The organism is Streptomyces sp. NPDC055099 (assembly GCF_053607685.1).
On the sequence record NZ_JBSGUA010000001.1, the window covers coordinates 531,386 to 558,135 of the forward strand.

Consider the following 26,750-nt stretch of genomic DNA (forward strand, 5'->3'; position numbering starts at 1 on the left):
TCCCCGAAAACCGAAGGAGTCCCCCACCATGACTGGACGTCTCAACAGCGCCCAGCCCTACGCCCTCGGGCTTTTCCGCATCGTCATCGGCCTGCTCTTCGCCTGCCACGGCGCCGCCTCGCTCTTCGGAGTGCTCGGTGGCGCGATGGGCGGCGGCACGGTCGACGCGGGCACCTGGCCCGGCTGGTACGCGGCCGTCATCCAGCTGGTCGGCGGCGGCCTGGTCGTCCTCGGCCTCGGCACCCGCGCCGCCGCGTTCATCTCGTCCGGCTCGATGGCGTACGCCTACTTCAAGGTGCACCAGCCGGAGGCCCTGTGGCCGATGCAGAACGGCGGCGAGGCCTCCGCGATCTTCTGCTGGGCCATGCTCCTGCTCGTCTTCACCGGCTCGGGCGCGCTCGGCCTGGACCGGCTCTTCGCCTCGCGCGGCGAGAGCGCCGACAAGGCCGCCTCGGAGCGGACCCCGGTGGCCGCCTGACCCCGGTGGCCGCCTGACACGGGTGGCCGCCTGACGCGGACGCGCGCTCAGGTGCACCTGTGACGGTGCCCCCTTCCTCGTACGCGTACGAGGAAGGGGGCACCGTCACGTCTGCATCGTCAGCCCCGTCGCGCGCCCCGGGAGTGTCATCGCTCCCCCGAGGGCCTCAGTGGGTGGGAAGGAACGGCACCGTGAAGCACGCCACCCGCTCCCCCGCGCCGCCCCGCTCGCGGTGCAGCACGACGGATCTGGCCTCACCCGGCCGGAACTCCCAGTCATGGCGGGCCGTCGCCGTACCCGAGCCGTCCGTGCCCGCGGTGAAGTCCAGCCAGACCTCGTTCTCCGCGTTCACGTAGGCCGGGTCCTCGGAAGGCTGGACCGGGTCCTTGCGGTGCTGGTAGTGCCCGCCTGCCGCCTCGGGGTCGACACCGCACGGCTTCTGGTGCACGTGTGCGCCGTACGCGTGGCCAGGCTGCATTCCCTTCACCCGGAGCGTGACCGACATGTCGTTCGGCCTGCCTCGCTGGTCGATCTCGATCTGGGACCCGGCGGGAACCAGCTTCGTGTCGTAGGTGACCGCCCACACGTACATGGAGGCCGCGGGCGGTGCGAACCGCCCCCCGACCTTCATCTCGTAAAAGGGCGCACCCTGGTGCGAGGGCACTCCCTCGTCAAAGGGCGCACCGCCACCGGCCGTGCCACCGCCCGCTGCGAGCACCGCCGTTGCCACGGCCCCGGCGAGCATTCCTGCCACCATCGCCCCGCTCCTTCCGTACCGTCCGCCGACCTGCCGGTCGCTTGAGTTGGTGATGATGTTGGTACGGGACTTCGGCGCGGTATGCCCCATCGGGGGCGGCAGCCGGGTGAACGTGATGTAGCGAACATATGAGCCCCCCGTGGATCTCCGCGGACGGGCGCGGCGTACGCTGTACAGCTGTCACCAAGCCGCCCCTGCCGCTCCCCCGCGACGTCGCGGCAGTCAAGTCGTCGGCCGGGGAGTTACGGGGAATTTCGGTGCTTGAGAATCTGGGCTCACTGACCAGCAGCCCGTGGATCTACGCGGTGGTCGCGCTCTCCGTGCTCTTCGACATCGTCGTGCCCGTCCTGCCGAGCGGCGTCCTCGTCATCACGGCGGCCACGGCGGCCGCAGCGGCGGGCACCAGCGCGCAGAGCGTGCCGCACGCCGTCCCCGACATCCTGCTCCTGCTGCTCTGCGCGGCCACCGCCTCAGTCCTCGGTGACCTGGCCGTCTACCGCCTCGCCTGGCGCGGCGGCGACCGCCTGGACCGGGCCATCGCCCGCTCGCGCCGCCTGACCACCGCGCAGGAACGTCTCGGCGCGGCGCTTTCCCGGGGCGGCGGCGCCCTGGTCGTCATCGCGCGCTTCGCCCCCGCGGGCCGCTCGATCGTCTCGATCGCGGCGGGAGCCGCACACCGCAAGGTGCGCGAGTTCCTGCCCTGGTCGGCGTTGGCGGGGGTGGCCTGGGCGGGATACAGCGTCGCGCTCGGCTACTTCGGCGCGCAGTGGCTCGGCGCGACGTGGCTGGCCACGGGCGTCTCCCTGCTCGCGCTGTTCGCGGCGGGCGCGGGGGCGGCGTTCCTGGTCCGACGGCCGCGGACCGCGACGGCTACGGCCACGGCCACGGCGGGCACGCCTGCGGCGACCGCGGCGAATTAAGCCGCCGGGGCTTCCTCGGGCGCCTGCTCGGCGGCCCGCGGTTTGCCTCCTCCGCGCACCTCGATCCCGGCGAGCAGCTCGGCGGTGGCTTCGGCGACCGCGTCCACGGCACGGTCGAAGACCTCACGGTTGTGCGCGGCCGGGGCACGGAACCCCGAGACCTTGCGCACGTACTGGAGCGCGGCGGCCCGGACCTCCTCCTCGGTGGCGTCCTCGGGGATGGCGGGCGGACGGAGCGTCTTGATGCTGCGGCACATGCCTCCAGCTTGCCGCGAGTGTGCCGCGCGCGGGAAGTCGTGCGGAAAGTCGTGCCTGCGGTCGCTCAGAAGTCGTGTCGCGACCGCGAGAGCCCTCGCACTCGTAATTCGAACAGGAGTAGCATTACGGGGTGCCTGCAACCCCTGCATACGACTTTCCGGACGACCTCCTCGCGGGTCAGGAGGAACTGCACCAGGTCCGGGCCGAGCTCCTGGCCCTGCTGAAGCGGCTCCCCTGGTCGGTCACGCCCCTCGACGGCTTCAGCGACGACCACGGCTGGCGGAAGGTGGAGCGCCCCGCCTCCCCCGGCTGGACCCCGGACGAACAGGCGGAGGTCGAGAAACTCCGGGCGCGGGAAAGGGAGTTGGCGGTGTTTGTCACTTGTCACCGCTTCTGGGAACAGCTGACGGGACCCGACGCGGTGGCGGCTCGCGCACGGCTCAAACACATACACGAGAAAGTCATTGACACCGGGTGACGGCGGGCGTTGACTCCCCCTACGCCGAGGAGGTGCTGCCATGAATTTCTGGTTGGTCGTCCTGCTCCTTGCACTGGTCGGCCTGGGTTTCAGCCAGCCGCTTCTGTGGCTGGCCGCTGCGGCGCTCGTCTTCTTCATGGTCCAGCAGTACGACCGCGGGGGCTCGGGCAAGAGCAGCAGCGGAAGCGGTGCGGGCGCGGCCCCTGGTGGCGGGGGTGGCGGAGGAGGCGGAGGCGGCGGCTTCCCCAAGACCTACCGCGACTACCGCATCCGCAAGGAACGCCAGGAGCGCTGGGACCGCAGGTACAGGCGCACGCACCCGGGTTCCGGCCGCTGAGCGGACCGGTCGCCCCAGGGCGGCCGTGCCCGCCGACGCGACCTGTCGTCGGGCCGCGCGCCAACGGCGGCGACCACGACACCGGTTACGGTCCCGGCGCCGCCCGCGTCTACCGGCGCATCCGCAAGGACGCCTACGCCGGCAACTGGACGACCCGGGCCAGGAAGCTGTTCCGCGTCGGCGATTCACCCACGGGCCACGAACAGGCCTGACGTACGCGGACACCGCACCGCAGCGCCCGCGATCAACAGCGCCTGCCCTCCCCCCTCTCCCCGACTCCCCCCCCTGAGCGCCGCCCCGCCTCAGCCTCCGAGCGGCGCTCCGGCGGGAAGCCCTCCGAGCGGGGCCCCGGCGGGAAGCCCCCCGAGCAGTGAGACCGCGCTCTGTGCCGCGCCCTGCGCCGCGCGGTCGACCGTGGACGTGACGGCCGAGGGGTTGTTCGCCCGCAGCTCCCCGGTGGCAGGGTCGACGGCGACCTGGTCGAGGGGGTTCTGCACGTCCTCCAGGCCCGACGTGACGCGCGCGACGGAGTCGAGCAGCGCCCCGGCATCGGCGGGCGGCTGCGACGCGGCATGCTCGGCGTGCGCGGCGGAAGCGGTTCCCAGCGCGAGACCGACACCGAGGAGACCGGCGGTGGCCTTGGCGATCTTCATGAGATGAATCCTTTCCGGCGAGGGCCCCACACAGGCCATGCCGAACTCTTCAACTCACCCAAGATCCCCAAAGTTCTGGACGACCACCCGATCGATCGGGCGGCAGTCCCGCGGTGGCGCCCTCCGGTCGGCAGGCGGACGATGGAAGGTAAGGGGTCGGCTGGTGATGACGTCGGCCGTGGGCCCCGCGGCGACTCCAACTGACTCCGGACATGTGGGCGGGGCCCGGACGGAGGAAGTTGTCATGATCGAGGTCAAGGCGGTCGAAAAGCCGGACGAGCGGCGCGATTTCCCTCGCGGCCACCTCGAAGCTGTCCATCTCACGGGACTGGACTTCGCCGTGGGCACCTTCGAGCCCGGCTGGCGCTGGTCCGAATCCGTCGCCCCGCTCGCGGGCACGGAGAGCTGCCAGATCCACCACAACGCCTATGTCGTCAAGGGACGTATGCACGTCCGCATGGACGACGGAGGCGAGGCCGAGGTCGGCCCGGGCGACGTCTTCGTGTGCCCGCCCGGCCACGACGCCTGGGTGGTCGGCGAGGAGCAGGTCGTGGTGTACGACTTCGCGGGAGGCATGGCCCAGGAGTACGCGAAGGCGGACGGAAACTAGCCGTTTTGCAAAAGCACCGGCCCAGTCGTCGAGGGTTGTCCGACTCCGTCGCGTTCCGATGCCGCCCCTCTCGCCTCCGGGCGGGCGGGGCGGCATCTGCTGGTGCTGCTGCGACTTCTGGTGCTCAAGTCACTGCCGTCCCGATCTCAGGTTTAGCCCTGCGGTAACGAAGGGACTCTCCAACTCGACTTCGGCATAACGTGGTTGTTGAGAGAGGGGGCCCCGTCCATGCAGAACAAATCCGTGATCCTCGTCGTCGACGACCACAAGGACACCCTCTTCGCGTTGGAGAGCGCCCTGGCCCCTCTCGGCTATCCGCTGGTGAGCGCGACCAACGGCGACGACGCGCTCAGGGTGGTGCTGCGCGGAGACGTCGGGCTCATCCTGCTCGATGTGCGCATGCCGGGCGTGAGCGGTCTCGACGTCGTGCGCTACGTACGGCGCCTGGACCAGACGCGCGCCATACCCATCGTCCTGCTCACCGGTTTCGACGTCAGCCGCGAGGTCGCAGCGGCCGCCTTCCTGCTCGGTGTGGCGGACGTGGCCCTCAAGCCCATCGACCCGCTGACGCTGCGCACGAAGGTCCGCTACCTCTTCGACACCTACGAGCAGCTGAAGACCATGCGGCAGCAGATCGAGGCGCTCCAGGCCCAGTTGAGGGCCGGAACCGTCAAACCGACGAACGACAGCCACTCGGAACCCGGCTGGACACCCAGCCCCCAGGTGGAGACCTGACGCCGGCCCCCAGGCGGAAAGCCGGCGCGAGGAGCCACGTGACGCGACAGGGCCCCCACGCACACGAAACCGGCCCCCCGTCCGATCAAGGACGGGAGGCCGTTCCTGCCGCTTGCCTGCACGGCGTCACTGTGGGCGCGGACGGTTTCGAACCGCCGACATCTGCCTTGTAAGGGCAGCGCTCTACCGCTGAGCTACGCGCCCGGGATGTTTCGACAGCCTACCTTGCCTGCGGCCCCGGGCCGCAAACGCGTGCGGGAGCGGTCCCCGGCCGGTGGGGGCGCGGATGTTTCCGCCCGCAGCGAAGACGGCAAAGTCTCGGGGCGCAGCGCGAACTAACCGGCCCGTGTGTTCGTCATTAACCGGTGGGAGAATGTGACACCGGGCAAGGCGGATGACAGCACGGGAGAGGGATAGTGACGGCGACACCTTCGCAGCCGTACACACCGGACACGTCGGATAGATCAGCACTGCCGGACGAGGATGTGCGTCGCTGCGGGAGCGTGCGGCCTCATTCCCGCCCCGCGTCCCGTTCCCGCCCCGCGCCCGGTTCCGGCCCCGCGCCTGGTTCCCGCCCCGAACCCCGTTCCCGCCCCGGCCTCCGCCCGAGCCCTCTGCGTGACGCCGTGGCGCTCGTCCTCCTGCCTCTCCCCCTCCTCGCCCTGGCCATCCCCGCCGCCTTCGCGGGCGGCGGCACCCGGCGGTGGTTCGGCGGGCGCGGGGAGAGCGTGCGGGCCGACGCGCAGGCCGCCAAGGACGCGGCGGCCGCGGCCTTCTACGAGCTGGACACCGCCCAGCGGGATCTGCGCATCTCCATCGAGACCATCGTCGCCGTCGACTCCACGCCCGCCGCCCGGCGTGCCGTGTCCGACTTCGAGGCCATCGGGCGGCGGATCGACGAGGCCAGCCACCAGTACATCAGCGCGGTGGACGCCCACGATCTCGACCGCGACGACCTGGAGGCCTCCGTCGCCGCCCGCGCGCGGACCGAGCTCACCGAGGCCAAGGCCGAGCTGGACAAGGCCAAACAGGACCTGGACCGGTTCCAGCAGGGGCTCGGCCCGCTGCTCGACAAGGCGGAGACACAGCTCGCCCGGCTCGCCCCGGCCGTCGAGCGCGCCCGCCAGACCCTCCTCGCCGCCAGCAACGCCCTCGACGCCGTGCGAGGCGCCGGGCTCAAGGCCGACGATCTCGCCGCCCGCCTGGCCGCCCTCGGGCCCGAGCTGACCAAGCTCAACCAAGGAGCGGGACAGCACGGCGTGCCGGAGACGCTGCAGCGCGCCGACCGCGTCCTGCGGGACGCCGACGCCGTGCGGGCCGAGGCCGAGCGGCTGCCCGAGCGTGCCGCCGAGATCGACCGCCGCCTCGTCTCGCTGCGTACGCGCGCGCAGGCCCTCACCACGCGCAGCGGCCAGGTCGAGCCGGTCCTCAGCGAGCTGCGGCGGCGCTTCACCGTCGCCTGCTGGCAGGACCTCCAGCGCGTGCCGGACCAGGCCGCGGAGAACGTGCGCCAGGCCGAGATCAAGCTCAAGGAGGCCCGCCAGGCGCGCGACGAGCAGCGCTGGCCGGACGCCACGTCCTTGCTCTCGACGGTCCGCGCCCTGCTGAACTCGACGGACGAGGCGGTCTCGGCCGCCGGCGACCGGCTGCACCGGCTGAACGCGGTGGCGAAGGACCCCCAGCAGGAGATCGAGCGCACCCGCTTCGCGATCCGCGACGCCCAGCGCCTGGCCATGGCGGGACGCCAGACCCCGGAGCAACGTCACGCCCGCCCGCTGGACGAGTCCGTCGCCCGACTGGACCGCGCGGTGGCCTCCCTGGAGGGGCGCCACCCGGACTACTGGCACTTTCTGACCGAGACCGAAGGCGTGCGGCAGGCGGTGGGCCGCGTGGTCACCCAGATCAGGGAGGAGCGCGGGCAAGGGGCCTGAGGGCCCAGGGGGCGCAGGGGCGGGCGTGCCCCGAGGGCGCCTGGTGGCGGTCCGTGGCCCGCGGGCGGATCCTGGAGCTACGTACGCCGACATCGGGAGGCGGACATGGCCACGCACGTACTTCACCCAGGGACGAAGCGGCCCAGGCGGCGCGTCACGCTGAACGAACACCTGCCCGTCGACCACCGTCTCAGCACGATCTACCGCGTCGGCGCGGGCCTGATGGGGCTCGTCCTGATCGCGTTCGGCATCCTCGGCCTGATCGACAAGGTCGGCTTCTTCGACACCGGGGGCGACACCGTCGCCGGTCTGAACACCAACGGCGCGCTCAGCGTCCTGTCGATCTGTGTCGGGCTGCTCCTGCTCGTCGGCATGGTGATCGGCGGCAACTTCGCGTCGACGCTCAACATGATCCTCGGCTGCGCCTTCATCCTCAGCGGCTTCGTCAACCTCGCCCTCCTCGACACCGGCTTCAACTTCCTCGCCTTCCGCATCCAGAACGTGCTGTTCAGCTTTGTGGTGGGCGTCCTGCTGATGATCTTCGGGATGTACGGGCGGGTCGGCTCGGCCCTGCCGCACGACAACCCGTACTGGCGGGCACGCCACCCCGAACAGGTGCGGCACGCGGGGCGCGGGCAGGGGAGCCGCCGCCCGGAGCCGAGGTCCAAGGTCCCCGGCACCGAGACCTAGGGTCCGTGGGCAGGGCCCTGGCCCTGAGCAGGCACGCTGATCCCTCTGTGCGAGCCTTGGGGCATGTCGGACCTCACCACTGCCTTCAGTTCAGCCCTGCGGACCCGGCGCCTGGTCGCCATCGTGCGCGGCACCGACGCGGAAGCCTCCTTCCGTACGGTCATGGCGCTCGTCGAGTCCGGTGTCCCGCTCGTCGAGGTCTCCCTCAGCGGCGCGGACACCCTGGGCGTCCTGCGGCGAGCGCGCGCCGAGCTGGGCGGCGAGGCCTGGCTCGGCGCGGGCACGGTCCTCACCGCGGACGACGCACGGCGCGCCGCGGACGCGGGGGCGAACCTCGTCGTGACGCCGGGGCTCGGAGCCGGAGTGGACGAGGCGCTGCGGCGTGAACTGCCCGTGGCGGCAGGGGTGCTGACCCCCACCGACGTGATCGCGGCGAGCGCGGCCGGCGCCACCGCCCTGAAGATCTTCCCGGCTTCGGCGATGGGCGGCCCCGCCTATCTCAAGGCGCTGCGGGCCCCCTTCCCCGACCTCCCCTTCGTACCGGTGGGCGGCGTGGACGCGGCCGCCGCCGAGGAGTATCTGGCGCTCGGCGCGGTCGCGGTCGGCGTCGGCTCCCCGCTGATCGGGGACGCGGCGGACGGCGGCGACCTGGACGCGCTGCGCAAGCGCGCGGCGCAGTTCGTGGCGGTCGCGGGGTCCGGCCGATGAGCGCCATGGCTCACGGGAGTGCCGCCGATGTCCTCACCCTCGGCGAGAGCATGGTCGCCCTGCGCGGCAGCGGCCCGCTGAAGCTGGGCGGTTCGATGGACGTGTCCGTCGCGGGCGCCGAGTCGAATGTGGCCATCGGGCTCGCGCGCCTCGGCCACGCGGCGCGGTGGGCGGGCGCGGTCGGCGACGACGAGGCGGGCGAGCTGGTGCTGCGCACGCTGCGGGCCGAAGGCGTGGACGTCAGCGCCGCCACGCGTGATCCGGACGCGCCCACGGGCCTGATCCTCTTCGAACCCCGGCTGCCGGAGGTGACCCGCGTGCACTACTACCGCGCGGGCTCGGCCGGTTCACGCCTCGCGGCGACGGCGGTCGAGGCCGCCTTCGCCTCCTCCGGCGCGCCTCGGGTCCTGCACCTCACCGGCATCACCCCGGCCCTCGGCCCGTCCGCACGCGACGCGTGCCGCCGCGCCCTCGAACTGGCCCGGGAGCACGGCACGACGGTCTGCCTCGACGTCAACTTCCGCTCGCGGCTGTGGAGCGCGGAGGAGTCCGCCTCGGTCCTGCGCACCTGGATGCCGTACGTGGATGTCCTCATCGCGTCGGACGACGAACTGCCGCTGTGCGTACCGGAGACGAAGGGCGCAGGTGAGGCCTCCGCCCTGGCCGGGGAGCTCCTCGCCCAGGGCGTCCGCGAGGTCGTCGTCAAGCTCGGCGCCGACGGGGCCACCACGTACGACGCCGCCGGGGAGCTGTACGCTCCGGCGCGCCCGGTGCGGGCGGTGGACGCCGTGGGCGCGGGGGACGCGTTCGTCGCCGGATACCTGTCGGCGCTGCTCGACGGGGAGGACCTGGCGGGGCGCCTTGACCGGGCCGTGACCACGGGCGCCTTCGCCGTGGCGTCGTACGGGGACTGGGAAGGCGCGCCCACGCGGGCGGAGCTCGGGCTGCTGGGGGCGGGGCCCGGGACCGTGGTGCGCTGAGCACCCTTTCTCAGGCAGACCGGCCTGCTCCCGAAAAAAGCTGGCCCGCTAGCCGCAGCAGCCTCCGCCACAGCAGCCGCCTCCGCCGCCACCGCCGCCCGGGGCGGGGGCGGGCGCCGAGGCCGAGCCTCCGACGGCCACCGTGGACAGCAGCTTCACCGTGTCCTCGTGGCCGGCGGGGCAGGCCGCGGGGTCGGCGGACTCGGCCATCGGGCGGCTCAGCTCAAAGGTGTCGCCACAGGAACGGCAGCGGTACTCGTATCGGGGCATGGGCCAAGGCTAGCGGCAGCGCACCCGCCGGTGGTCAGCCCTCGGCAGGATCGGCGGGATCTTGTCCGAGGAACCGCCGCAGGATCTCCTCCCCCGCCGCGACGCCGCGTTCCGGCAGCACGGTGAGCCCCGGCCCCGTCCAACCCGTGTCCGCGAGCTCGCCGTGCCCCGGGCGCCAGGAGCGGTCGGCGGCGAGCAGCAGATCGGCGTCGAGGAGCGAGTCACCGGCGGCGAGGATCTCGTCCGCGCCGATACGGCGGGCCACCTCGCGCACCGCCGCGCTCTTGGTCAGCGGCTTCGGCACGGCGTAGATCTTGCGACCCTGCAGCGAGACGGTCCAGCCGCGCTCCTCCGCCCACACGGCCAGCTCCTTGACCCACTCCTTCGGCAGCAGGGAGCGCTCGACGACCAGGTAGGCGAAGAGGTCCTCGGCCACCCGTTCCTTCAGGAGCCAGGCCGGGTCGGCGGTGCGCACCATGTGCGCGCGGACCTCGTCGAGCGTGGCGCACTCGGCGGCGAGCCGCCGGTCCACGTCCGCCCGCCACGCGGTGTCGGTCACCCCGTCCACCAGCAGATGTCCGCCGTTGGCGCAGATCGCGAACTGTGGTGCGGGGCCCGGCAGATGGATGCGCCCGTACTGCTCGCGCGTCCGCGTGGTGGTCGGCACGAAGACCGTGCGGCGGCCCACCTCGTCGAGGAGACCGGCGGCGGTCTCGGTGACGTACGACAGCGGCTTGCTCTCGTACACCTCGACGCAGAGCAGGCGTGGCGCCTGGGCGTCGGGCATGGTCAGGCCCAGGGCTGCGGCCGAGTAGATGAGGGTGCGGTCGAGGTCGCTGGCGACCAGGAGCTTGCGAGAGGTGCTCACTTGGCGGCCACCGCCTTGCCGTCCGTGCCGGTGGCTCCGCGCGTGAACTGAGGGTGGATCAGTCCGACGCAGGTGTAGGGGAGTTCGTCCACTTCCTCGACCGGCACGCCGCGCTGCTCCGCGAGGAGTCGTACGTGATCGAGGTCGGCCCCCGCTCCCGCGCGCGCCAGGATCTTCCAGGGGACGCGCCGCAGCAGGACGCGGGTCGTCTCGCCGACGCCGGGCTTGACCAGGTTCACGTCGTGGATGCCGTACTCCTCGCTGATCCGCTCCACGGCGGCCCAGCCCTCCCAGGTCGGCGCCCTGTCGACCGAGAGCAGCTCCTTGACCTGGGCGTCGACGGCGTCGGCCACCTCGTCGAAACGGCCCGTGACGGCGTCCAGGAAGTCGAGGGAGACGTCGCCGTCCGCGAGCTCGCGGTAGAACTTCGCGCCGTGGAAGTCGTCGGGACCGACGAGGTCCGCGCGCAGCACGGTGCGCGATATGAGGCCGGACACCGTCGAGTTGAGGCAGGCCGAGGGGATGAGGAAGTCCTCGCGGGTGCCATAGGTACGGACGCAGGAGCCGGGGTCGGCGAGCACCGCGATCTCCGGGTCGAAGCCGGCCGGACCGCCGGACTCCTCGAACTCCCTCACCGCGTCGGCGAGTTCCCGTGTAATCGCGCCCTTGCCCGTCCAGCCGTCGACGAAGACGACGTCGGCCGTGTCGTGGTGGGCGGCGAGCCACCGCAGCGCGTTGGCGTCGATGCCGCGTCCGCGGACGATCGACACGGCGTAGTGCGGCAGGTCAAGGCCGTGCCGGTGCTGCGCCCAGCGCCGCATCAGTACGCCGACGGGCGTGCCCGCGCGGGCCAGTGAGACCAGGACGGGGCGGGGCGACCGCTCGGCGAGCACGGTCTCGGTGACGGTGCCGACGGCCTGCGCGATGCGGGCGGCGGAGGTGCCGAGCGCGGCGCGGAACAGCTCCTGATACTGCGGGCTCGGCTGGTACTCGACCGGCAGCGACTCGGCGTAGTGGGCGCCACCGCTCTGTATCGCCTCCTCGCGCTCCTCGGTGGGCGCCTCGAGACGTACGTCCGAGAGGTCCTGGAGCAGCCAGCCGACATCTTCGGCCGCGTACGAGGAGAAGGCGGGGCCGCGGAGGGGCTCGGGCAGCATGGAGGGCCTTTCGGGGACGTGCTCGGTGACGTGTTCAGGGGTCTGCTCGGGGATGTACGAGGGCACGACGGCGAGCAGCACCTGCGGAGCGTGCGCGGCGAGCCGCGCCAACAGCCCGTCGGGGGCGTGGAGTTCGGGGCGGTCGCCCACGGAGTCGACCACGAGGACGATCGCGTCGAAGCCGCCGCCCGCGACGTTGTACGCGTACCGGTCGCCCGGCCCGTCGGCGGGGGCATCGTGCGCGGGGAAGACGAGGCGGCTGCGTATCGCGTAGCCGGGGTCGTCGACGGCGAGGACGGGCGAGCGCGTGGTGGTGGAGTACCGCACCTCCGCGCTCCCGGCGGGCAGCCGCTCCTCCAGGGCCACGCCCAGGGCCAGCGGCGCGTACATCAGCTCCTCGAAGCCGAGGACGAGGACCCGGGCGGGAACGCGGCCGGGACCCGCGGTGGCCTTGGGCCCGGCTGCCGGAACCAGCGCCTTCGCGAGCCGGTCGGCCATCCCCGGCAGCGCCGCCTCAAGGGCCGTCCGGTGCTCGGGGGTGAACCCGTGGCGCCCGCCGTCCGGCACGCCGGCGGGCCAGCCGATGTCGACCCGGGTGACCGTGCCGCCCTCCTCGCGCGGGGCGGGCAGCGCCGAGGCCTCGTACTCCTCGACCAGCGCCTGCCCCTTCTCCAGGACGCCGTCCGGCAGGCTGACCGTGCCGGACGCCATGGTGATCAGGTCGACCCGCGCGCCGATCTCCCGGGCGAAGTCGGCCAGGCGGCCCTGGTCCCGCGGGGAGCGCATGTCCACGAGGGCCACGATGACGTAGCGCTCGCGCGGGTGCAGCTCGTGCAGGGCGCGGATGGTGTTGAGGACCGTGTTGCCGGTGGAGAACTCGTCGTCGACGAGCACCAGCGGGCCGTCCCTGGTGAGCAGCCGGGGGTCCTCGGGGAGCAGCAGGTGCGAGGTCGCGTGCGAGTGGGACTCCTCGAAGCCGCCGGCCCGGCGCACGGAGTCGACCGGGCGGCGCGTGGAGTGGAGGTAGGGCGCGAGGCCGATGCCGTCCGCGACGCAGTGACCGAGGCCGGTCGCCGTCTCCGCGTACCCGAGCACGACCGCGCGCCGGGCCTCCGCGTCGCCCAGGAGGGCGCGCACCCGGACACCGAGGTCGCGCCCGGCCGCGTACACGACGGAGGGCAGTTGCGGCACATGCTTGCCGAGGACGTTGGACACCAGGAGGTGCGCCCGCTTCGGGTTGCGGCGCAGGGCGAGGCCGAGCAGGTCGCGCAGCCCCTTGTCCCCGGCCAGTTCCACACCGAGCCGCTCGGCGACCCACGTCCCTGACCACACCGTCGCCGGCTCCACCACGTCGTCGTTCACAGTCCTCGCACAGTCCTTACGTTCAGCCGGATCGATCGGGGAAGTCCCGGCGGTCACCCGGGGAGTCCGGCGGTGAGCAGCTCCACGAAGCCGATGTCCTCGCGCGCGACGCCGAAGACCTCGGCGCGCTGGAGGGTCCGCTCGGCCCAGGCGCGGTGCGGCTTCACCTCGTTCATCTTGTTCGTGTACGCCGAGCGCATGACCCCGCCGCCGTCCCGGTCCGGGCGCAGGATGTCCTCGGCGTCGCTGAACTCCTCGTGGCTGACGACCGAGAGCGCGTGCACGGGCAGCACGTGCGAGGGGTGGATGCAGGTCTTGCCGAGCAGGCCGTTGGCCCGGTCGAGCTCGATCTCGCGCAGCAGTCCGTCGATGTCGTGCTCGATGAGCGCCTGGCGCAGCTCCTCAGCCCGGCCCTCCAGGAAGGGGCTGCGGCGCAGCTGCGGCTTGAACATCCGCTCCTGGGCGCGGAAGTACTCCCAGACGGGGCCGGTCACGGTGAAGCCCGTGCCGTCGGCCCTGCCGAGGTGGTTGACGACGTCGGCGATGACGGAGGCCACGATGTGGACGTCGTACGCGGTCATGTGCGGAGGTCTGCGCAGGCCGTACGCGGAGCAGAAGTCGGTGACGCCGAGGCGCAGCGCGAGCACCCGCTCGCGGTACTTGTCGACGGTGCGGGCGATCCCGGCGAGGGTCTCCGAGCGGCTCTCCAGATGCAGCAGCTCGGCCGATTCGAGGACGGGCATCGCGAAGAGCCGGCGGCCGGTGGCGGCCTCCGCCGCGGCGAGCGACTCCAGGAAGGCGACGCCACGCTCCTCGGTGAACTTGGGCAGCACGAATCCGGAGAGGAGACGGATGCTGGACCCGAGGCGAACCGCCAGGTCGGTTATCTGTTCGGGGGAGCGGACCCGGATGAACAGCAGCGGCGGCTCGGCGCCGTCCCGCTCGGCCAGCTCGGCGAACTGTCTGACCAGGTTCTCCTCTGCGCCGATCACCTCCGCGTCATCGATCGAGTCCTCGAGACAGAGGACCATCGAGATCACGCCACGTCCCGCTTGCTTCAAGATGTCGTCGGCGAGGCGGGGGCGCGTGGCCGGGCTGTAGAGCGTGGCTCCCAAAGCGGCAGCGAGCAGGCGCGGGGAGGAGTCCGCGGTGAAGGCGCACGGCTCCTGGTGGAAGAGACGCTGTCGCACCTCTGGGGCTATATGCCCGAAATGACGCATGATTTCCCCTGTACTCGTCGGCGCGACCCGACGTGATGTGGCCGGTAATAGTACGTAGGGACGGGTGTCAAGGGTTCCCCACGGGCATGAAATTCAAGTAACTCGGCCATGACAGACACACAGGCCACACACCGTCACCCCCGCGTTGTCCCGTCCAAACCCGGGAAGGCAGGATGACCGCATGACGCACGCGATGTTGAAGGGGTCGAACGTCCCGCTCGAAGCCACGGCCGTCCGCGCCGTGCTGCGCTGGACCCCCGGGCAGGGCGTCCCGGACGTCGATGCGTCGGCCTTGTTGCTCGGCGCCGACGGCCGCGTCCGGTCCGACGAGGACTTCGTCTTCTACAACCAGCCACGCCACCCGTCCGGCAAGGTCTGGCGGCTCGGCAAAAAGCGCGTCTCCCAGGGCCTCTCCGAGGGCCTGACCGACACGATCCAGACGGACATGGCAGGCCTCGATCCAGCGGTGAGCCGAGTCCTGCTCGTCGCGTCCGCCGAAAACGTCGCCTTCGAGAACGTACGAGCGCTGCGCATCCTGCTGTACGACGCGGGCGCGTCCGAGGCCGAACCGCTCGCCTACTTCGACATCACCCCGCAGACGGGCGCCGAGACGGCCCTGATCTGCGGCGAGCTCTACCGCCGTGGCGACGTCTGGAAGTTCCGCGCCCTGGGCGAGGGATATCTGAACGGCCTGGAGGGGCTTGCCGCCGACTTCGGCATCTCCGTGGACGAGTCCGAGGCGGTGCCCGAGCCGACGACCGAGGCCTCGCTCCCGCAGCCGTACCCCCAGCGCCAGCCGCTGCCCGCACCCGCACCCGCCACGCAGGCTCCGCCTCCGCAGCCCTTCCCCGCCCCGGCCCCGCAGCCCTCGTACGGCTACCCTCCCGAGCCTCCGCGCCACCAGCCCGCCCCGCAGCCGTCCTACGGCTACCCGCAGCACGCGCCCGCGCACCCGGCGCCGGTCCCGCAGCCCAGTTACGGCTATCCGCAGCCCGTGGCCCCGATGCCCGACCCGAACTTCCGGCTGCCGCCGCAGGGGCCGCAGTTCCTCGCACGCTGAGCGCGCGGGGTGGTCCGGGTGCTCGGGGCAGGCGCGGCCGGTGCGGCGCTTCAGGCGCCGCCGACCTTCGTCTTGTAGCCGCGGCCCCACTGCAGCCCCCAGCCGTACAGCCGGTCGAGCTCGGCCTGGAAGCCGTACACGAACTTCACCTCACGGCGCACGACCAGCTCGTCCTTGACGTTCTCCAGCGTGAATATCGCGCAGGAGCGGGCCTGCGGCTGGCGCTCGTCCAGGTCGATCTCGATCCGCGGGCCGTTGCTGGGGTAGAGCGTCACCTTGGCGTGCGTGCGGTCGAAGGCGGGCGTCTGGTCGTAGATGTACGCGAAGAAGAGCAGCCTCTTGATCGACTCGCGGTGGTCCAGGTTCACGTAGATCGTCTCGCCTGACGGCGAACCGAACCGGTCGTCGCCGCTGAGCTTCACGTACGGCGGCGCGTTCAGGTCCCCGAAGAAGCTGCCCAGCGGCTGCACGACGCCCTTGGCGCCGTCCATCGTCTCGTACAGGCAGCCGAGGTCGAGGTCCACGTTGACCACGCCCTGGGTGTGCGCCTGCACCACGTCGGGCTGGAACATCCGGAAGGGGTGCCGCAGCAGGCCGCCGCCCTTGGGCTTGCCGATGATGTCCGACGTACGCATCTGCCAGGAGAGGTTGACCCGGAGATTGCCGGTGGCCGCGCCCTGTTTGTTGAGCGAGACCGTCGGGTGCCGCTTGGTGAGTTCGATGGAGTTCGTCGCCGCGCTGCCCGACTCGAAGTCCATCGAGCGCCCACGCCACAAACCGTCCCAGAAGGACATCGCCGCCCCCAAAAAAGTGCCGGAGCCCCATGGGCCCCTTACGAATGCGACGGGGCGGCCAGGAGGACTCGTCCTCGATGGCCGCCCCGCTCAGAAGCGTTCCTCACTCGGCCCCGCGTCACACTCCGGGGACGGGTCGGACCCTGCGTCAGACGCCGGAGGGAACCTCGGTCTTCTCGTCCGAACCGGAGCCCTTGCCCTCCTCGGCCGCGATGCGCTTGTTGCGCATGACGGAGGAGATGAAGGACCAGGCGATCAGGACGACACCGATGAGGCCGGTGATGACCTCGTGGATCTCGTACTGGATCGTGATGATCAGGATCGCGGCGAGGGCGCCGATCGCGTAGTGCGCGCCGTGCTCCAGGTAGACGTAGTCGTCGAGGGTGCCCTGGCGGACCAGGTAGACGGTGAGCGAACGGACGTACATCGCGCCGATGCCCAGGCCGAGCGCCATCAGGACGATGTCGTTGGTGATGGCGAAGGCGCCGATGACACCGTCGAAGGAGAACGACGCGTCCAGGACCTCGAGGTAGAGGAACATGAAGAACGCGGCCTTGCCGGCCATGACGACGGCAGGAACCTTCTTGCCGCTCTTCTTGGCCTCTTCCTCCTGCTCGTGCTCGCGCTCCTCCTCTTCCTCGAGTTTGTTCTCGAAGAAGCCGGAGAGGCCACCCACGATCAGATACGTGATGAGTCCGGCGACGCCGGAGAGCAGCACCGTCTCCGCCTTGTCCACATGTGTGCCGCCGTGCTGGTGGGCGTTGGTGGCGACGGTCATCGCGGCGACCATGAGGACGATGAGCGCGATGCAGGCCGACAGCATGTCGATCTTGCCGAGCTTGGCCAGCGGGCGCTCCAGCCAGCCGAGCCACTTGATGTCACGGTCCTCGAAGATGAAGTCGAGGAAGATCATCAGCAGGAACATGCCACCGAACGCGGCGATCGACGGGTGAGCGTCGGTCACCAGCTGCTGGTACTGGTCCTTGTCGTTGAGCGCGAGACGCACAGCCTCGATCGGGCCGATCTTGGCGCTGATGGCCACGATCGCGACGGGGAACACGAGCCGCATGCCGAAGACGGCGATCAGCACACCGATGGTGAGGAAGATCTTCTGCCAGAAGGCACTCATCTTCTTCAGGATTCCGGCGTTGACCACCGCGTTGTCGAAGGACAGCGAGATCTCGAGGATGGACAGGATCGCCACGATCCCGAAACCTGTCCACCCCCCGTAGAACACCGCCGCGACCAGGCCGAGCGCGGTAACCGCGAACGACCAGCCGAAGGTTTTCAGAAGCACTGGCTACCCAATCGTGTGTGTACGGGCTCCCGTTTAGCGGTCTCCCCCGCGCCGGTCCCCGGCTTTACGAAACATTGACCCCGAAGTCTAGAGCGATGCCCCGCAGACCCGACGCGTACCCCTGCCCAACGGCACGGAACTTCCACTCCCCGCCATAGCGGTACACCTCACCGAAGATCATCGCGGTTTCCGTGGAGGCGTCCTCGGAGAGGTCGTACCGCGCAAGCTCCTGGTGGTCGGCCTGGTTGACCACGCGGATGAAAGCGTTGCTGACCTGGCCGAACGTCTGGCCGCGGTTGTCCGCCTCATGGATCGAGACGGGAAAGACGATCTTGTCGCAGTTGACCGGAACCTTGGAGAGGTCGATGAGGAGCGACTCGTCATCACCGTCACCCTCACCCGTGAGGTTGTCGCCGGTGTGTTCGACGGAGCCGTCCGGGCTCTTCAGGTTGTTGTAGAAGACGAACCACTCGTCGCCGATGACCCGGCCCGAGTTGCACATCAGCGCGCTGGCGTCGAGGTCGAAGGGTGCTCCGGTGGTGGAGCGCGCGTCCCAGCCGAGGCCGATCAGGACCTGTGTGAGGTTCGGTGCGGCCTTGGAGAGGGAGACGTTGCCTCCCTTGGCGAGCGTGACGCCCATGATGTGTCCTCCCCGTGGTTCGAGATCAAGAGTTCCCCGGTCCCCCATGGTGCGGGAGCACTGCCCGGGAGCAGGCGTTTTGAGCGCGTCCGGCGCCGCACTCGTGGTGTGCGGCGCCGGACGACAAGGCGGAGGGCGTTACTCGGCTCAGACGTTGACGCCGAAGTCCTGCGCGATGCCACGCAGGCCCGAGGCGTAACCCTGGCCGACGGCGCGGAACTTCCACTCCGCGCCGTTGCGGTACAGCTCGCCGAAGACCATGGCGGTCTCCGTCGAGGCGTCCTCGGAGAGGTCGTACCGCGCGATCTCCGCGCCGCCCGCCTGGTTCACGACGCGGATGAACGCGTTGCGGACCTGGCCGAACGACTGCTGGCGGGTCTCGGCGTCGTAGATCGAGACCGGGAAGACGATCTTGTCCACGTCGGCCGGGACGGCGGCCAGGTCGACCTTGATCGCCTCGTCGTCGCCCTCGCCCTCACCGGTGGTGTTGTCACCGGTGTGCTCGACGGACCCGTCCGGGCTCTTCAGGTTGTTGAAGAACACGAAGTTGCCGTCGCTGCTGACCTTGCCCTCGGCATTCGTCAGGATGGCGCTGGCGTCGAGGTCGAAGTCCGTACCGGTGGTGGTACGGACATCCCAGCCCAGGCCGACCAGAACCGCGGTCAGGCCGGGGGCCTCCTTGCTCAGCGATACGTTGCCGCCCTTGCTGAGGCTGACTCCCACAAATCCTCCCAAATTGATGTCCAGGGGCGGGGAGCCCCAGTCGTGCTTTGCCATCGGATCAACGAGTGGATCCTAGTGACCGGTTCCCGGCCGCCACAGGCTCTGCACCTGAAGAATCACAGGGTGTCACCCCTGAGGAATCACAGGGTGCCGAGCGCCTTGACGTAGTCGTTGAGGTCGCGGGCGTCCGGCAGGCCGTTCACGACAGTCCAGCGCACCACGCCCTCCTTGTCGATGATGAACGTGCCGCGCACCGCGCAGCCCTTGTCCTCGTCGAAGACTCCGTAGGCGCGTGACGCCTCGCCGTGCGGCCAGAAATCGGAGAGCAGCGGGTATTCCAGGCCCTCCTGTTCGGCGAAGACACGCAGGGTGTGGATGGAGTCGTTCGAGACGGCGAGGAGCTGGGTGTCGTCATTGACGAACTTCGGCAGCTCGTCGCGCAGGGCGCAGAGCTCGCCCGTGCACACCCCGGTGAACGCGAACGGATAGAAGAGCAGCACCACGTTCTTCTCGCCGCGGAAGTCCGACAGCCGCACGGTCCGGCCGTGGTTGTCCTTCAGCTCGAAGTCCGGGGCCTTGGTGTCGGTCGCGATGCCGGCGAGCGCCATGAGTTCGCATCCCTTCGGTGGGGCTGTTCGGGTGATGACCACCCTACGCAACGGGCGTTTCGTCCGATCACCCCGCAGGGCGGGCGCTTTTCGCGCGACACTCGCGCCCCCACACGCACGCGTGAGCCCCCACCGGCTTGCGTCGGTGGGGGCTCACGGCGGTTGGCTCAGTCGACTTCCTGCTGCCTGAGCGGCAGCTTCACCGCTTCTTGGCTGCCGCCTTCGGCGTGACCAGACGGCTGCCCGTCCAGTCCTTGCCCGCGTTGATGCTCTTGGTCTGAGCGAGGCCGGCGGTCTGGGCTGCTTCGTTGATGTCGCTCGGCTCGACATAGCCGTCACGGCCTGTCTTGGGCGTCATCAGCCAGAGGTCGCCGCCTTCTTCGATCAGCTGGGTGGCGTCCACCAGCGCATCCGTCAGGTCGCCGTCGTCCTCGCGGAACCACAGCACTACGGCGTCAGCAGTGTCGTCGTAGTCCTCGTCGACGAGCTCGCTGCCGATCACCCCTTCAATGGCCTCGCGGAGCTCCTGATCGACATCGTCGTCGTAGCCGATCTCCTGGACCACCTGCTCGGGCTGGAAACCCAGCCTCGCGGCAGGGTTGGTCCGCTCCTCCGCGTGGTCCGCGGTCGCGCTCACGGCTTGCCTCCTGATCATGTTTTCGGGAATGCCTTCATCCACGCGCGTGCGCGGGACATTGGCGGTAGTCCACACGGGCGGACCGGATCGCGCAAGTACCCGGCCGTCAAGACCGCTGAAACGGTGACGTTCCCGGCCGTGTCGCCGCAACTCAAGGCCCACCTGCCAGATCCTGCTCCGCTCGCACTTCGCTCGTACGACACCGAACGGAACTGAGGTCCGAACGGCCTTACGAACCGGCTAGGCGGGATGGGCGTATCGTTGCGATTTGGTCGAGCCTACCCCAGGGCCGCCGGGCGGACCCGTCGGTTACCCCTCAGTAGAGATGACGATTGCGTCTACGCGGTACACGATGGGGAACGTCTCACAGCCAGGCAGAACCCAGGCGAAAGCCCCAACAGCGAAGGAACAGCGTGGCTTCCGGATCCGATCGCAACCCGATCATCATTGGCGGCCTGCCGAGTCAGGTCCCGGACTTCGATCCCGAAGAGACCCAGGAGTGGCTCGACTCCCTCGATGCCGCGGTCGACGAACGCGGCCGCGAGCGGGCCCGCTACCTGATGCTCCGGCTCATCGAACGCGCGCGCGAGAAGCGCGTCGCCGTGCCCGAGATGCGCAGCACGGACTACATCAACACGATCGCCACCAAGGACGAGCCGTTCTTCCCCGGCAACGAGGAGATCGAGCGCAAGGTCCTGAACGCGACCCGCTGGAACGCCGCGGTGATGGTGTCGCGCGCCCAGCGTCCCGGCATCGGGGTCGGCGGCCACATCGCCACCTTCGCCTCCTCCGCCTCGCTCTACGACGTGGGCTTCAACCACTTCTTCCGCGGCAAGGACGAGGGCGACGGCGGCGACCAGATCTTCTTCCAGGGGCACGCGTCCCCCGGCATCTACGCCCGCGCGTTCCTCCTCGACCGGCTCTCCGAGCAGCAGCTCGACGCGTTCCGCCAGGAGAAGTCGAAGGCTCCGAACGGGCTTTCGTCCTACCCGCACCCGCGTCTGATGCCGGACTTCTGGGAGTTCCCGACCGTCTCGATGGGCCTCGGCCCGCTCGGCGCGATCTTCCAGGCACGGATGAACCGCTACATGGAGGCGCGCGGCATCGCCGACACCTCCAAGTCGCACGTCTGGGCCTATCTCGGCGACGGTGAGATGGACGAGCCCGAGTCGCTCGGCCAGCTCTCCATCGCCGCCCGCGAGGGCCTGGACAACCTGACCTTCGTCGTCAATTGCAACCTCCAGCGCCTCGATGGCCCGGTGCGCGGCAACGGCAAGATCATCCAGGAATTGGAGTCACAGTTCCGCGGCGCCGGCTGGAACGTCATCAAACTGGTCTGGGACCGCAGCTGGGACCCGCTGCTCGCCCAGGACCGCGACGGCGTCCTGGTCAACCGGCTCAACACCACGCCCGACGGCCAGTTCCAGACGTACGCGACCGAGACCGGCTCGTACATCCGCGAGCACTTCTTCGGCGACGACCACCGCCTGCGCGCCATGGTCGAGAACATGACCGACGAGCAGATCCTGCACCTGGGCCGCGGTGGCCACGACCACAAGAAGGTCTACGCGGCGTACGCGGCGGCCAAGGCCCACAAGGGCCAGCCGACCGTCATCCTGGCGCAGACGGTCAAGGGCTGGACGCTCGGCCCGAACTTCGAGGGCCGCAACGCCACCCACCAGATGAAGAAGCTGACGGTCGACGACCTCAAGGGCTTCCGCGACCGCCTGCACATCCCGATCACGGACAAGCAGCTCGAGGGCGGCGCCCCGCCGTACTACCACCCGGGCCGTGACTCCGAAGAGATCCAGTACATGCACGACCGCCGCCAGGGCCTCGGCGGTTACGTCCCGACCCGCGTGGTCCGCTCGAAGCCCCTCCCGCTTCCCGAGGACAAGACGTACGCGGCCGCGAAGAAGGGCTCCGGTCAGCAGTCGATCGCCACGACCATGGCGTTCGTCCGCATCCTGAAGGACCTCATGCGGGACAAGGAGATCGGCAAGCGTTTCGTGCTGATCGCCCCCGACGAGTACCGCACCTTCGGCATGGACGCCTTCTTCCCGAGCGCGAAGATCTACAACCCGCTCGGCCAGCAGTACGAGGCCGTCGACCGCGAGCTGCTCCTCGCCTACAAGGAGTCCCCGACCGGCCAGATGCTGCACGACGGCATCTCCGAGGCCGGCTGCACGGCCTCGCTGATCGCCGCGGGCTCGGCCTACGCCACCCACGGCGAACCGCTGATCCCCGTGTACGTCTTCTACTCGATGTTCGGTTTCCAGCGCACCGGCGACCAGTTCTGGCAGATGGCCGACCAGCTGGCCCGCGGCTTCGTCCTCGGCGCCACCGCCGGCCGTACGACGCTGACCGGCGAGGGCCTCCAGCACGCGGACGGCCACTCGCAGCTGCTCGCCTCGACCAACCCGGGCTGCGTCGCCTACGACCCGGCCTTCGGCTACGAGATCGCGCACATCGTCAAGGACGGCCTGCGCCGGATGTACGGCCCTGACAGCGAGGACGTCTTCTACTACCTCACCGTCTACAACGAGCCGATCCAGCACCCGGCCGAGCCCGCCGATGTGGACGTCGACGGCATCCTCAAGGGCATCTACCGCTTCAAGGCGGGCGAGCAGGGCGCCATCCCGGCGCAGATCCTCGCCTCCGGTGTCGCGGTGCCGTGGGCGGTCGAGGCCCAGCAGATCCTCGCTTCGGAGTGGAACGTCAAGGCGGACGTCTGGTCGGCGACCTCCTGGAACGAACTCCGCCGCGAGGCGGTCGACGTGGAGCGCCACAACCTCCTGCACCCCGAGGAGGAGCAGCGCACCCCGTACGTGACGCAGAAGCTGTCCGGCGCCGAGGGTCCGTTCGTGGCCGTCTCCGACTGGATGCGGAGCGTCCCCGACCAGATCTCCCGCTGGGTCCCGGGCACCTACCAGTCCCTGGGCGCCGACGGCTTCGGCTTCGCGGACACCCGCGGTGCGGCCCGCCGCTTCTTCAACATCGACGCGCAGTCGATCGTGGTCGGCGTGCTCACCGAGCTGGCCCGCGAGGGCAAGCTCGACCGCTCCGTACTGAAGCAGGCCATCGACCGCTACCAGCTGCTCGACGTCACGGCGGCCGACCCGGGCGCTGCCGGAGGCGACGCCTAGGCCTTGCGGGCCTTCGGGCCTTCGGGCCTTGCGGTGGTTGCCGTAGCCGTGTGGCCGCGCGGCACCTGTAGCACGTAGGACGTTCGGAGGGCGGTGGGGCGGTGGCTCCCGCCGCCCTCCGGCGTTTCCTACGATGCGCGCATGGAAGCGCCCGAAAAGCACCGGCCGGCACAGCTCCGTTGGGAGCGACGCACCCAAACCCCGCTCCTCGTGCTCGCGGTGGCCTTCGCCGTCGCCTACGCCGTGCCCATCGTGTTGCCCGACGCGAGCAAGGGCGTCGGAACCACCTGCACGGTGGTGGAGTGGATCGTCTGGGCTGCGTTCGCGGTCGACTATCTCGTACGCCTCTACCTCACCGAACACCGCAGGCAGTTCATCCGCTCGCACTGGCTCGACCTATGTGCTGTCCTCCTCCCGATGCTGCAGCCGCTGCGGTTGCTGCGGCTGGTCTCGACTCTGCTGCTGGTCGGGCGCCGGGCCCGGATGGCATCGCAGATCCAGCTGACGACCTATGTCGCCGGCGCTGTCGTGGGCCTCCTCATGTTCGGTTCGCTGGCCGTTCTCTCGGTGGAGCGGGAGTCGCCGAACGGCAACATCAAGACCCTTGGCGACGCGGTGTGGTGGTCCTTCACCACGATGACCACCGTCGGCTACGGCGATCACGCGCCGACGACCGGGCTCGGCCGCATACTCGCGGTCGGCCTGATGCTGTCGGGCATCGCGCTTCTGGGTGTGGTCACCGCCAACATCGCGGCGTGGTTCATCTCGCGCTTCGACCGGGACGACATCGAGGAGCGGCGCCAGACGGCGGCGATCGAGGCGCTGACGGCGGAGGTGCGAGCCCTGCGGGCACAGGTGACGGCGCTGTCGGCGGGGGCGAAGCCTGGCGTGGCGGGGGCGGGTGCCGGTGGGGGTGCGGGGGCGGGTGCCGGGGCCGGTGCGGGTGCCGGTGCGGGTGCCGGGGCGGGTGCCGGGGCGGGTGCCGGGGCGGGTGCCGGGGCTGGGGCTGCTCCCGCCGAGGGTGCTCCTCAGGTGCCTCCGGTCAGGTCTCCCAGACCTTGAACGCCCGTACGCGATAGGGCGATTCGGGGACCCAGGTGCCACCCCCCGGATAGGTGTCGAACTCGCCCGTCTCGCCGCACTCCGCGGACTGGTACGTGGTGACCGGCCGGCCCGTGCGGTTGGCGAGGGCTTGAGCGCTGCCCCCCTCCGGCAGCGCTACACAGCTCTCGATGTCGATCTCGGACAGCTCGAACGTCTGCCGGGCCCCTTTGAACTTCGCCTTGCCCCATAGGCAGAGCTCTCCCGGCCCACACCCGGCGAGCGTGGGTGGCGCGGCGGCCCCGGCATGCTTCGCGGGTGTCGCGAGGTCGGCCTGTGCGGCCGGTGCCGTGGCTCCGGCCTGGGTGGGGGCGAGGATCACTGTGGCGAGCGCGGCAACGGCGAAGGTCGTGGGCATGGTCCTACGCATCTGCATCAACTCCCGTGTCGTGTGGATCACTTGCTGGATCACTTGCCAGAACTGTGACCCACTCGCTAGCTCCGTCGGAAGGGGTACGAATGTGCGTCACCCAGATAGGCGAAAGCCCCCCAGTTGAACCCTGAGGGGCTTTCCCTGATGCGTGCTTGATACGAGACCTGACGGGTGCTCCGCCGGATGTGGGCGCGCCTAGATGTGCCCGACCCCGGCGCCCGCGTCGGCGTTGGCGCCTCGCTTGGTCGCCGTGGCGACCAGGGCCGCGACGACCGCGACGACACCGGCGACGGTGAAGGCCAGGCCCATGCCGGACACGAACGTGTCATGCGCGACCGAGGTGATCGCCTCGGCGACCGGCTCCGGCGCCTTCGGCGGAACCGGGGCGCCACCCATCTCGATGGCGGCGGACGCCTGGTCGAGCTGGTCCGGGGTCATGGGCGGAAGCTTGGCGTCCGCCCAGTTCGCGGGGAGGTCTTCGTCGACCCGGGCGGCCATCACCGCGCCGAGCACCGCCGTGCCGAGCGCACCGCCGACCTGCATGCCGGCCTGCTGGAGGCCGCCCGCCACGCCGGACAGCTCCAGCGGGGCGTTGCCGACGATGACCTCGGTGGCTCCCACCATCACGGGCGCGAGGCCGAGGCCGAGCAGACCGAGCCAGAGCGACATCGGCAGCGTCGCGGTGTCCGTCGTCATCGTGGACATGCCGAACATCGCGACGGCCGTGGCCACCATGCCGCCGACGAGCGGGACGCGCGGGCCGAACTTGGTGATGAGGGCGCCGGCGATCGGCGAGGCCACGATCATCATGGCCGTCAGCGGCAGGAGGTGCAGACCGCTGTCGACCGGGCTCATCCCATGGACGTTCTGCAAGTAGAACGTGACGAAGAACAGGCCACCCATGAAGGCGAAGGCCATCAGGACCATGAGCACCACGCCCGCGGACAGCGGGATGGACTTGAACATGCCCAGCGGGATGAGCGGTTCCTTGACCTTCGTCTCCCAGAAGGCGAAGAGCACGAAGAGAACCACGGCACCCGCGAGGAAGAGCAGCGTCGTGGATCCGCCCCAGCCCCACTCGGAGCCCTTGATGAGGGCCAGGATCAGCGCGAACATGCCGCCCGACAACAGGACGATGCCGGGGATGTCGAAGGACTTCGGCGCGTTCTCCGCGCGGTGGTCCTTGAGGATCACCAGGCCGAGGCCGAGCGCGATGATGCCGACCGGCACGTTGATGAAGAACACCGACTGCCAGCTGACGTGCTCGACGAGCAGGCCGCCGACGATGGGGCCGCCCGCGGTCGAGGCGCCGATGACCATGCCCCAGATGCCGATCGCCATGTTCAGCTTCTCGGCGGGGAAGGTGGCGCGCAGCAGGCCGAGCGCGGCCGGCATGAGCAGCGCTCCGAAGAGTCCCTGAAGCACACGGAAGGCGACGACCAGGCCGACGCTGCTGGAGAACCCGATGGCACCCGAGGCCACGGCGAAGCCCGCCACGCCTATCAGGAAGGTCTGCCGGTGGCCGAACCGGTCACCGAGCTTGCCGGCGGTGATCAGCGCGACGGCGAGCGCCAGGAGGTAGCCGTTGGTGATCCACTGGACGCCGGCCATCGAGGTGCCGAGGTCCTTGGCGATGGCCGGGTTGGCGATCGCGACGATGGTGCCGTCCAGGGCGACCATCATCACGCCGATCGCGACGGAGAAGAGCGTCAGCCAAGGGTGGCCGCGGAGCCCCTTGGCCGGGGCCGGAGCGGACGCCGGCTCCGGCTCCTTGTCCGCCTTGTCGACGGTGATCTGACTAGTCATGCGTTCGAGGCTAGTGTCAGTCGCTGACAGTTGACAAACCATTTCACAAGTCGGTAACTGTCACGTAGCTCACAGGTAAGGTGAGCTGGTCAGAACGGTGGAAAGAGGGCCATGGCGTGAGGACCGAGCAGCGAGCGGCGGACCCCGCGAAAC

The 26,750-nt window shown here is 70.3% G+C and carries 28 protein-coding genes and 1 tRNA gene; 13 read left to right on the plus strand and 16 right to left on the minus strand.

The features are described 5' to 3' along the window. Positions 1 to 28 precede the first annotated feature (28 nt). Entirely contained in the window at positions 29 to 478 is a 450-nt protein-coding gene (locus tag ACWFRU_RS02390) for a DoxX family protein (protein WP_453683882.1), read from the plus strand. 166 nt (positions 479 to 644) lie between these two features. Here ACWFRU_RS02390 and ACWFRU_RS02395 read toward each other — a convergent pair whose 3' ends face one another. Continuing rightward, positions 645 to 1,235, minus strand: a complete 591-nt coding sequence (locus tag ACWFRU_RS02395) for a superoxide dismutase family protein (protein ID WP_453683884.1) — start codon at positions 1,233 to 1,235, stop codon at positions 645 to 647. 257 nt (positions 1,236 to 1,492) lie between these two features. On the opposite strand from ACWFRU_RS02395, the gene ACWFRU_RS02400 reads away from it, so the two are divergent. Continuing rightward, positions 1,493 to 2,155, plus strand: a complete 663-nt coding sequence (locus tag ACWFRU_RS02400) for a DedA family protein (protein WP_453683886.1) — start codon at positions 1,493 to 1,495, stop codon at positions 2,153 to 2,155. Here the strand turns inward: ACWFRU_RS02400 and ACWFRU_RS02405 are convergent. After that, positions 2,152 to 2,412 (minus strand): DUF2277 domain-containing protein, encoded by a 261-nt coding sequence (locus tag ACWFRU_RS02405; RefSeq protein WP_453683887.1) that lies wholly within the window; start codon positions 2,410 to 2,412, stop codon positions 2,152 to 2,154. The two genes, ACWFRU_RS02400 and ACWFRU_RS02405, sit on opposite strands and share 4 nt — an antisense overlap. A gap of 131 nt (positions 2,413 to 2,543) precedes the next feature. Between ACWFRU_RS02405 and ACWFRU_RS02410 the strand changes: the two genes are divergently transcribed. Beyond that, positions 2,544 to 2,891, plus strand: a complete 348-nt coding sequence (locus ACWFRU_RS02410) for a hypothetical protein (RefSeq protein WP_453683888.1) — start codon at positions 2,544 to 2,546, stop codon at positions 2,889 to 2,891. 40 nt (positions 2,892 to 2,931) lie between these two features. After that, positions 2,932 to 3,228, plus strand: coding sequence for a hypothetical protein (locus ACWFRU_RS02415; RefSeq protein WP_453683889.1), 297 nt, complete (start codon positions 2,932 to 2,934; stop codon positions 3,226 to 3,228). Positions 3,229 to 3,530: 302 nt separating this feature from the next. Here the strand turns inward: ACWFRU_RS02415 and ACWFRU_RS02420 are convergent, their stop codons facing one another. Further along, positions 3,531 to 3,881 (minus strand): hypothetical protein, encoded by a 351-nt coding sequence (locus ACWFRU_RS02420; protein WP_453683891.1) that lies wholly within the window; start codon positions 3,879 to 3,881, stop codon positions 3,531 to 3,533. A gap of 244 nt (positions 3,882 to 4,125) precedes the next feature. Here ACWFRU_RS02420 and ACWFRU_RS02425 point away from each other — a divergent pair, with 244 nt between their 5' ends. Together ACWFRU_RS02425 and ACWFRU_RS02430 are read left to right on the plus strand one after the other, a co-directional pair. Further along, entirely contained in the window at positions 4,126 to 4,491 is a 366-nt protein-coding gene (locus tag ACWFRU_RS02425) for a cupin domain-containing protein (RefSeq protein ID WP_453683893.1), read from the plus strand. 228 nt (positions 4,492 to 4,719) lie between these two features. Next, the gene (locus ACWFRU_RS02430) at positions 4,720 to 5,226 is read left to right on the plus strand and encodes a response regulator (RefSeq protein WP_453683895.1); all 507 of its coding nucleotides are present in this window, start codon (positions 4,720 to 4,722) and stop codon (positions 5,224 to 5,226) included. A gap of 132 nt (positions 5,227 to 5,358) precedes the next feature. On the opposite strand, the gene ACWFRU_RS02435 is transcribed toward ACWFRU_RS02430, so the two are convergent. Continuing rightward, positions 5,359 to 5,430: transfer RNA gene (locus ACWFRU_RS02435), tRNA-Val, on the minus strand. Positions 5,431 to 5,642: 212 nt separating this feature from the next. On the opposite strand from ACWFRU_RS02435, the gene ACWFRU_RS02440 reads away from it, so the two are divergent. The 4 genes from ACWFRU_RS02440 (at position 5,643) to ACWFRU_RS02455 (ending at position 9,535) form a co-directional block, all read left to right on the plus strand. After that, positions 5,643 to 7,157: a hypothetical protein gene (locus ACWFRU_RS02440; RefSeq protein WP_453683897.1), complete on the plus strand. Its 1,515-nt coding sequence runs from the start codon at positions 5,643 to 5,645 to the stop codon at positions 7,155 to 7,157. 105 nt (positions 7,158 to 7,262) lie between these two features. Then, a complete protein-coding gene (locus ACWFRU_RS02445) occupies positions 7,263 to 7,847 on the plus strand; it encodes a DUF4383 domain-containing protein (RefSeq protein WP_453683899.1) in 585 nt (194 codons plus the stop codon). Between the two features lie 63 nt (positions 7,848 to 7,910). Further along, positions 7,911 to 8,555 (plus strand): bifunctional 4-hydroxy-2-oxoglutarate aldolase/2-dehydro-3-deoxy-phosphogluconate aldolase, encoded by a 645-nt coding sequence (locus ACWFRU_RS02450; protein ID WP_453683901.1) that lies wholly within the window; start codon positions 7,911 to 7,913, stop codon positions 8,553 to 8,555. Further along, a complete protein-coding gene (locus tag ACWFRU_RS02455) occupies positions 8,552 to 9,535 on the plus strand; it encodes a sugar kinase (RefSeq protein WP_453683903.1) in 984 nt (327 codons plus the stop codon). Before ACWFRU_RS02450 ends, ACWFRU_RS02455 begins: the two co-directional genes overlap by 4 nt. A gap of 48 nt (positions 9,536 to 9,583) precedes the next feature. Here the strand turns inward: ACWFRU_RS02455 and ACWFRU_RS02460 are convergent, their stop codons facing one another. The 4 genes from ACWFRU_RS02460 to ACWFRU_RS02475 all read right to left on the minus strand — a co-directional run bounded on the left by ACWFRU_RS02460 (position 9,584) and on the right by ACWFRU_RS02475 (position 14,412). Then, on the minus strand, positions 9,584 to 9,805 hold the full coding sequence (locus ACWFRU_RS02460) for an FmdB family zinc ribbon protein (protein ID WP_453683904.1): 222 nt from the start codon (positions 9,803 to 9,805) through the stop codon (positions 9,584 to 9,586). Positions 9,806 to 9,839: 34 nt separating this feature from the next. Then, positions 9,840 to 10,592: an HAD family hydrolase gene (locus ACWFRU_RS02465; protein WP_453684499.1), complete on the minus strand. Its 753-nt coding sequence runs from the start codon at positions 10,590 to 10,592 to the stop codon at positions 9,840 to 9,842. A 77-nt stretch (positions 10,593 to 10,669) separates the two neighbouring features. Then, a complete protein-coding gene (locus tag ACWFRU_RS02470) occupies positions 10,670 to 13,192 on the minus strand; it encodes a phosphoribosyltransferase (RefSeq protein ID WP_453683906.1) in 2,523 nt (840 codons plus the stop codon). 53 nt (positions 13,193 to 13,245) lie between these two features. Continuing rightward, on the minus strand, positions 13,246 to 14,412 hold the full coding sequence (locus tag ACWFRU_RS02475; protein ID WP_453683908.1) for an HpcH/HpaI aldolase/citrate lyase family protein: 1,167 nt from the start codon (positions 14,410 to 14,412) through the stop codon (positions 13,246 to 13,248). Between the two features lie 181 nt (positions 14,413 to 14,593). Between ACWFRU_RS02475 and ACWFRU_RS02480 the strand changes: the two genes are divergently transcribed. Then, on the plus strand, positions 14,594 to 15,472 hold the full coding sequence (locus ACWFRU_RS02480; RefSeq protein WP_453683910.1) for a TerD family protein: 879 nt from the start codon (positions 14,594 to 14,596) through the stop codon (positions 15,470 to 15,472). A 50-nt stretch (positions 15,473 to 15,522) separates the two neighbouring features. Here the strand turns inward: ACWFRU_RS02480 and ACWFRU_RS02485 are convergent, their stop codons facing one another. The 6 genes from ACWFRU_RS02485 to ACWFRU_RS02510 form a co-directional block, all read right to left on the minus strand. Then, positions 15,523 to 16,266, minus strand: coding sequence for a TerD family protein (locus ACWFRU_RS02485; RefSeq protein WP_453683911.1), 744 nt, complete (start codon positions 16,264 to 16,266; stop codon positions 15,523 to 15,525). Between the two features lie 148 nt (positions 16,267 to 16,414). Then, entirely contained in the window at positions 16,415 to 17,563 is a 1,149-nt protein-coding gene (locus tag ACWFRU_RS02490) for a DUF475 domain-containing protein (RefSeq protein WP_453683913.1), read from the minus strand. Between the two features lie 64 nt (positions 17,564 to 17,627). After that, positions 17,628 to 18,203, minus strand: coding sequence for a TerD family protein (locus ACWFRU_RS02495; RefSeq protein WP_365817340.1), 576 nt, complete (start codon positions 18,201 to 18,203; stop codon positions 17,628 to 17,630). Between the two features lie 147 nt (positions 18,204 to 18,350). Beyond that, on the minus strand, positions 18,351 to 18,926 hold the full coding sequence (locus ACWFRU_RS02500) for a TerD family protein (protein ID WP_361827689.1): 576 nt from the start codon (positions 18,924 to 18,926) through the stop codon (positions 18,351 to 18,353). Positions 18,927 to 19,066: 140 nt separating this feature from the next. After that, positions 19,067 to 19,534, minus strand: a complete 468-nt coding sequence (locus ACWFRU_RS02505; RefSeq protein WP_363208502.1) for a peroxiredoxin — start codon at positions 19,532 to 19,534, stop codon at positions 19,067 to 19,069. 199 nt (positions 19,535 to 19,733) lie between these two features. After that, complete coding sequence (locus tag ACWFRU_RS02510; RefSeq protein ID WP_361189495.1) at positions 19,734 to 20,171, minus strand: DUF3052 domain-containing protein; 438 nt, start codon at positions 20,169 to 20,171, stop codon at positions 19,734 to 19,736. Between the two features lie 413 nt (positions 20,172 to 20,584). On the opposite strand from ACWFRU_RS02510, the gene aceE reads away from it, so the two are divergent. Beyond that, complete coding sequence (gene aceE, locus ACWFRU_RS02515) at positions 20,585 to 23,317, plus strand: pyruvate dehydrogenase (acetyl-transferring), homodimeric type (RefSeq protein WP_453683915.1); 2,733 nt, start codon at positions 20,585 to 20,587, stop codon at positions 23,315 to 23,317. Between the two features lie 141 nt (positions 23,318 to 23,458). Further along, positions 23,459 to 24,379 (plus strand): potassium channel family protein, encoded by a 921-nt coding sequence (locus ACWFRU_RS02520; RefSeq protein WP_453683917.1) that lies wholly within the window; start codon positions 23,459 to 23,461, stop codon positions 24,377 to 24,379. Here ACWFRU_RS02520 and ACWFRU_RS02525 read toward each other — a convergent pair. Both ACWFRU_RS02525 and ACWFRU_RS02530 read right to left on the minus strand, forming a co-directional pair. Continuing rightward, positions 24,360 to 24,776, minus strand: a complete 417-nt coding sequence (locus ACWFRU_RS02525; protein WP_453684501.1) for a peptidase inhibitor family I36 protein — start codon at positions 24,774 to 24,776, stop codon at positions 24,360 to 24,362. The genes ACWFRU_RS02520 and ACWFRU_RS02525 overlap by 20 nt on opposite strands. 210 nt (positions 24,777 to 24,986) lie before the next feature. Then, complete coding sequence (locus tag ACWFRU_RS02530) at positions 24,987 to 26,597, minus strand: MFS transporter (protein ID WP_453683919.1); 1,611 nt, start codon at positions 26,595 to 26,597, stop codon at positions 24,987 to 24,989. Positions 26,598 to 26,750 lie beyond the last annotated feature (153 nt).

What these genes read in the sequence shown, in the direction of transcription:
- ACWFRU_RS02390 (WP_453683882.1), top strand. Translation starts at nt 29, where the DNA reads ATGACTGGACGTCTCAACAGCGCCCAGCCCTACGCCCTCGGGCTTTTC.
- ACWFRU_RS02395 (WP_453683884.1), bottom strand. Translation starts at nt 1,235, where the DNA reads ATGGTGGCAGGAATGCTCGCCGGGGCCGTGGCAACGGCGGTGCTCGCA.
- ACWFRU_RS02405 (WP_453683887.1), bottom strand. Translation starts at nt 2,412, where the DNA reads ATGTGCCGCAGCATCAAGACGCTCCGTCCGCCCGCCATCCCCGAGGAC.
- ACWFRU_RS02415 (WP_453683889.1), top strand. Translation starts at nt 2,932, where the DNA reads ATGAATTTCTGGTTGGTCGTCCTGCTCCTTGCACTGGTCGGCCTGGGT.
- ACWFRU_RS02420 (WP_453683891.1), bottom strand. Translation starts at nt 3,881, where the DNA reads ATGAAGATCGCCAAGGCCACCGCCGGTCTCCTCGGTGTCGGTCTCGCG.
- ACWFRU_RS02425 (WP_453683893.1), top strand. Translation starts at nt 4,126, where the DNA reads ATGATCGAGGTCAAGGCGGTCGAAAAGCCGGACGAGCGGCGCGATTTC.
- ACWFRU_RS02430 (WP_453683895.1), top strand. Translation starts at nt 4,720, where the DNA reads ATGCAGAACAAATCCGTGATCCTCGTCGTCGACGACCACAAGGACACC.
- ACWFRU_RS02445 (WP_453683899.1), top strand. Translation starts at nt 7,263, where the DNA reads ATGGCCACGCACGTACTTCACCCAGGGACGAAGCGGCCCAGGCGGCGC.
- ACWFRU_RS02450 (WP_453683901.1), top strand. Translation starts at nt 7,911, where the DNA reads ATGTCGGACCTCACCACTGCCTTCAGTTCAGCCCTGCGGACCCGGCGC.
- ACWFRU_RS02455 (WP_453683903.1), top strand. Translation starts at nt 8,552, where the DNA reads ATGAGCGCCATGGCTCACGGGAGTGCCGCCGATGTCCTCACCCTCGGC.
- ACWFRU_RS02460 (WP_453683904.1), bottom strand. Translation starts at nt 9,805, where the DNA reads ATGCCCCGATACGAGTACCGCTGCCGTTCCTGTGGCGACACCTTTGAG.
- ACWFRU_RS02465 (WP_453684499.1), bottom strand. Translation starts at nt 10,592, where the DNA reads ATGCCCGACGCCCAGGCGCCACGCCTGCTCTGCGTCGAGGTGTACGAG.
- ACWFRU_RS02475 (WP_453683908.1), bottom strand. Translation starts at nt 14,412, where the DNA reads ATGCGTCATTTCGGGCATATAGCCCCAGAGGTGCGACAGCGTCTCTTC.
- ACWFRU_RS02480 (WP_453683910.1), top strand. Translation starts at nt 14,594, where the DNA reads ATGACGCACGCGATGTTGAAGGGGTCGAACGTCCCGCTCGAAGCCACG.
- ACWFRU_RS02485 (WP_453683911.1), bottom strand. Translation starts at nt 16,266, where the DNA reads ATGTCCTTCTGGGACGGTTTGTGGCGTGGGCGCTCGATGGACTTCGAG.
- ACWFRU_RS02495 (WP_365817340.1), bottom strand. Translation starts at nt 18,203, where the DNA reads ATGGGCGTCACGCTCGCCAAGGGAGGCAACGTCTCCCTCTCCAAGGCC.
- ACWFRU_RS02505 (WP_363208502.1), bottom strand. Translation starts at nt 19,534, where the DNA reads ATGGCGCTCGCCGGCATCGCGACCGACACCAAGGCCCCGGACTTCGAG.
- ACWFRU_RS02520 (WP_453683917.1), top strand. Translation starts at nt 23,459, where the DNA reads ATGGAAGCGCCCGAAAAGCACCGGCCGGCACAGCTCCGTTGGGAGCGA.
- ACWFRU_RS02525 (WP_453684501.1), bottom strand. Translation starts at nt 24,776, where the DNA reads ATGCCCACGACCTTCGCCGTTGCCGCGCTCGCCACAGTGATCCTCGCC.
- ACWFRU_RS02530 (WP_453683919.1), bottom strand. Translation starts at nt 26,597, where the DNA reads ATGACTAGTCAGATCACCGTCGACAAGGCGGACAAGGAGCCGGAGCCG.